The organism is Nonomuraea cypriaca (assembly GCF_015645445.1).
In the GTDB taxonomy this organism is placed as follows: Bacteria; Actinomycetota; Actinomycetes; order Streptosporangiales; family Streptosporangiaceae; genus Nonomuraea; species Nonomuraea cypriaca.
Map to the genome: position 1 here is coordinate 1 of NZ_JADOGI010000415.1, position 4,477 is coordinate 4,477.

Below are 4,477 nucleotides of genomic sequence, written 5' to 3' on the forward strand. Positions count from 1 at the left end.
CACCACCCTCCCCCTCCCCGCTGTTTCCAGCGCTGACCCCGCCCAGCCACTTTCAGCCCCCTCCAGCGCTCGCCCTGCACGGCCGCTCTCCGGGACTCGGTCTGCATGGGTTCTTCTGGCGGTTTCCAGGGCTCGGCTTGCCTGGTCGATGGCGATGCGCAGGGGTGCGGCGCCGTATCCGGACGGCAGGCTGACGCCCACGGGTATGTCCGCCTCCAGCGCCACCTTCTCAGCCACCTCCAGCGCCGCCTTCTCTGGCGCCTTCTCTGGCGCGGGCGTGGTTGCGGGTACCAGGGCGAGCGCCACTGGGGGCGTCGGTCCGGTGGGATGCGGATGTTCGGCCGGGACGTGGAGGGCCGTGAAGGCGTGCGGTTCCAGCGCGTCCAGCGCCTCGGGGCCGGTGGCGAGCACCACCAGCGGTTCCCCGGGCAGCCCGCCGCCGAGGGGCTCGAGCACCGCGCGCGCCTGCTCCTCAGCACCGGAAAGCAGCAGCTCCAGTACGGCCGACCGCACCCGCCGCTCGGCCTCCAGGTGTGCCCTGCCCTGTTCCATGGACAGGGTGAGCAGCGAGCCCGCGGCGTTGATCACGGTATGGGCGACAGGTGAGAAGGCGTGCCGCGCTCCGACGGCGAAGAACCCGCGCGGCCGCGCCCCACCGCCCAACGGCTGGACCACGATGTGCTCCCCCGGCCCCGACAACGCCAGACTGGCGGGAAACCGCTCGCCGCCGCGACTCCGTACTCCACCCTCATGCCCGACGCCCTCGGGGCGGGTGAGCTCGGCGGAGACGACGTCGGTGCGGGCGCCGCGCGTGGCGTGGCGGACCTCGCCCGTCTCGTCCAGCAGGGCAGCCCACCCGTCGACCTCCTTGGCGAGCCGGTCGATGACCGCGTACGCGCCCTCGGGCCGCAGCGCCGCCCGGGTCATCCGGCTCTGGGCGGCGAAGGCGCGGGTGATCTCCTCGTACTGTTCCGCCGCCAGCAGTTCGCTGACCACCTTGCCGATCGCGATGAACGGCGTCTCGCGCGGCACCTCCAGCAGCGGCAGCCCGGCCTGGTCCGCGGCCTCGATGAGCGCGGGCGGCACCTCCTCGTGCGAGACGCCGACCCCGAAGCCGAGCCCGGCCACGCCGCGGGCCACGAGTCGGGCGACATATCCGGATAGGTCGCCTTCCATCCGCAGCCCCGTCGTGAGCAGCAGCTCGCCACCCTCCAGGTACGGCGTCGGATCCGCCAGCTCGCTGACCGCCACCCACCGCACGATCGCGTCCATCCCACGCGACTCCTTCACACTCCGCGAGCCAGTGGAACCCACCGCGGCAGCACCGGCGCCACCCGAGGCGGTGGGACCGAAGGCGCCAGGCCCCGAGGCAGAGGGGCCGGAGGCGCCAGGTGCCGAGGAGGGGCGGCAGGCCGAGGTTCCGGCGAGGGGGCGGAGGCCCATGCGGCGTGCCACGGTTCGTAGGGAAGGCGGCATGCGAGTTTGTCCATTCTGGCAAAGGCGACCACCCCCAGTGTGACATATCGACGTATCGGCGCAGGTAGGAGCCCGCCGTACCGTCAAGCACATGAGCATTCCCCAGGAGCGGCGCGTCGTGACCGCGATCCCAGGCCCCAAGTCGCAGGAGCTGCTGGCCCGCAAGCAGGCCGCCGTCCCGCCCGGCATCGGCGTCACCCTGCCGGTCTTCGTCACCCGCGCGGGCGGCGGCGTGCTGGAGGACGCCGACGGGAACTCACTGATCGACTTCGGCTCCGGCATCGCCGTGACGAGCGTGGGCAACTCCGCGCCCAAGGTCGTCGATCGGGTCCGGAAGCAGGTCGCCGACTTCACCCACACCTGTTTCATGGTCACCCCGTACGAGTCGTACGTACGGGTGTGCGAGAAGCTCAACGAGCTGACCCCCGGCGACCACGAGAAGCGTACGTTCCTGGTGAACTCGGGCGCCGAGGCCGTGGAGAACGCGGTCAAGATCGCCAGGCACGCCACCGGCAGGCCGGCCGTCGTGGTGTTCGACCACGGCTACCACGGCCGCACACTGCTCACGATGACCCTGACGGCCAAGAACATGCCGTACAAGCAGGGCTTCGGACCGTTCGCGCCCGAGGTGTACCGGGTGCCGCTGGCGTACCCGTTCAGGTGGCCGGGCGAGAACTGCGCGGAGGAGGCCGCCGAGCAGGCCATCGACATGATCTCCAAGCAGATCGGCGCGGGCAACGTGGCCGCCGTGGTGATCGAGCCGATCGCGGGCGAGGGCGGGTTCATCGTGCCGGCCAGGGGGTTCCTGCCGCGCATCGCCGAGTTCTGCCGCAAGAACGGCATCGTGTTCGTGGCCGACGAGGTGCAGACGGGCTTCGCGCGTACCGGTGACCTGTTCGCCTGCGAGGACGAGGGCGTCGTGCCGGACATCGTCACCACCGCCAAGGGCATCGCGGGCGGCCTGCCGCTGGCCGCCGTGACGGGACGCGCCGAGATCATGGACAAGGTGCACTCCGGCGGTCTCGGCGGCACGTACGGCGGCAACCCCCTCGCCTGCGAGGCCGCCCTCGGCGTGCTGGAGACCATCGAGGAGGAGAACCTGGTCGCCAGGGCCCGTCGCATCGGCGAGATCATGCTCCCCCGGCTGAAGGCGCTCCAGGAGCGGTACGACGTGATCGGCGACGTTCGCGGGCGGGGCGCGATGATCGCGATCGAACTGGTCGAGCCGGGCACCAAGGAGCCGAACCCGGCCGCCGTACAGGAGGTCGTCAGGCGCTGCCACGCGGAGGGCCTGCTGGTCCTGACGGCGGGCACGTACGGCAACGTGCTGCGCTTCCTGCCACCGCTGGTCATCCCCGAGCACCTGCTCGAGGAGGGCCTTGGCATCCTGGAGAAGGCCATCGCCGAACTCTAGAAATACCCATGCCAATCGGGCATCCGGCTTGCGGCTGGATGCCCGATTTTGTTGGTGTAACGGCCGTCACCCGGGTAGAGAATTCACCCTGACTTGACGCTCAGCTAGACGCTCATGGCCTCAGTCAGGGTTATAACGGATCCGACGTACGGACGGGCGATGGCTGCTGGGAGCGTGATGAACTGGGGCTCGACCAGAACGGCGCGGAACATGTTGACGTTCGACCCTGAGGGCCTGACCGGGGCCCAGCGCGACGGCGACGCCTGCGTCGTCTGCCACAAGCGATGGCCGCGACCGCGCGTGCGCGTGGGCCGCCTGCCGGACGACTCGCCGGTGCTCGCCTGCACCGACTGCGCCGAGGCACTGCTGCCCGCGCCGAAGGCCACCGTGGTGGCCTTCCCGTCTCGCTGACCACACATGTCCTGGCCACATCCGGGGTGCTCTGGGGTGCTCGGGTGCTCCGGGGTTCCATGCGAGACGCCCCGGGACGGGGGGAAGGCCCGGGGCGTCTCTGCAGGTCGCACCCAGCGGGGGGAAGGGCGCGGCCCGCGGCACGGTCAGGTGGGGATCGGTGACCCCCACTCACTCGGCGAGTTCTCGCCACCGTTCTGTCCAGGCGGCATAATCAGTGCATTCCCCATCATCCGCCCGGCAATCCCCAGGTGGCCGGACCGCGAAGGCGATCCGGTCGATCCGTTTGTCGTCGCCGACTCCGTACACCTCGCACATCTGCTTCGCCCGCCCCTTGCACGCCTTGTCGTTGGCGGGAGCCAGCCCCACCCACGCGGCGGCGTCGCGCTGCGCGTCCGGCGCGGTCACCCAGTTGAGCCACCGGTACGCGCACGTCGTGTCGGGCACGCCCGCCCGCAGCATCCACGAATCCAGCCATCCGGTGGTCTCGCGTGTGCTGATGGCCTTGACCGGCCGGCCGGCGTTCCGAAGCAGCAGGCGGTGGTAAGGGGTGGCCTGGGCGTAGTCGAGCGACCCGGTGGCGAACCCCATGACCAGGTCGATCGGGTTCTTCCAGTACGTGCGCTCCCCACGCCCCTCCAGCAGCGCCATGGCCGAATCGAGCCCCTCCTCGGTCAGCTCGTACGGCTCCTTGGCCCCGTCGGCCAGCGCGGCGTCGGCGATCGTCAGCGGGCTGTCCCTGAGCGCCAGGCGATCGGAGTCGAACGCCCGCGCCAGGCTCCCTCTGACCTTGCTCGAGTCATAGATGAACTCGTGATATCCCCACAGGTAGGGCACTCCGTACACCTTGCCCGACACGGTGGACATGTCGCGGAAGCGCTCGTCGAGATCGTCGTAGCCGCTCACCTTGGCCGGGTCGATGGCCTGCACCTGCTTGGCCTCGATGAGGTCCGCGGCCAGCACGGGCCCGGCGGAGACGAGGTCGTAGGGCCGCTCCTTGATCTTGGTGGCCATCTCCTCGGCGGTCTGCACGGCGTCGAGCTTGGCGATCCGGCAGCCGGTCTCCTTCTCGAACGAGCCCACCCAGTTGACCTTGGGACTGGTGCCGCCGTACTCGGCGTAGCCGCGGTAGGTGAGGATCTGCAGCGTGCCGTCGCTCTGCGTGGCGGTCGGGCT

The 4,477-nt window shown here is 70.5% G+C and carries 4 protein-coding genes; 2 read left to right on the forward strand and 2 right to left on the reverse strand.

Going from position 1 to position 4,477, the window contains the following annotated elements:
- Nucleotides 1-1,665 (reverse strand): PucR family transcriptional regulator ligand-binding domain-containing protein (locus ITP53_RS53975; protein ID WP_328818822.1); only part of this gene is annotated, 1,665 nt, incomplete at its 3' end.
- Between ITP53_RS53975 and gabT the strand changes: the two genes are divergently transcribed.
- Both gabT and ITP53_RS53985 read left to right on the forward strand, forming a co-directional pair.
- Nucleotides 1,568-2,890, forward strand: a complete 1,323-nt coding sequence (gene gabT / locus ITP53_RS53980) for a 4-aminobutyrate--2-oxoglutarate transaminase (RefSeq protein ID WP_195903245.1) — start codon at nt 1,568-1,570, stop codon at nt 2,888-2,890. The two genes, ITP53_RS53975 and gabT, sit on opposite strands and share 98 nt — an antisense overlap.
- A gap of 159 nt (nt 2,891-3,049) precedes the next feature.
- On the forward strand, nt 3,050-3,301 hold the full coding sequence (locus ITP53_RS53985; RefSeq protein WP_236052215.1) for a hypothetical protein: 252 nt from the start codon (nt 3,050-3,052) through the stop codon (nt 3,299-3,301).
- A gap of 171 nt (nt 3,302-3,472) precedes the next feature.
- Here ITP53_RS53985 and ITP53_RS53990 read toward each other — a convergent pair.
- Nucleotides 3,473-4,477: extracellular solute-binding protein (locus ITP53_RS53990; RefSeq protein ID WP_195903246.1), on the reverse strand; the 1,005-nt coding region annotated here is incomplete at its 5' end.

What these genes read in the sequence shown, in the direction of transcription:
- gabT (WP_195903245.1), top strand. Translation starts at nt 1,568, where the DNA reads ATGAGCATTCCCCAGGAGCGGCGCGTCGTGACCGCGATCCCAGGCCCC.
- ITP53_RS53985 (WP_236052215.1), top strand. Translation starts at nt 3,050, where the DNA reads ATGGCTGCTGGGAGCGTGATGAACTGGGGCTCGACCAGAACGGCGCGG.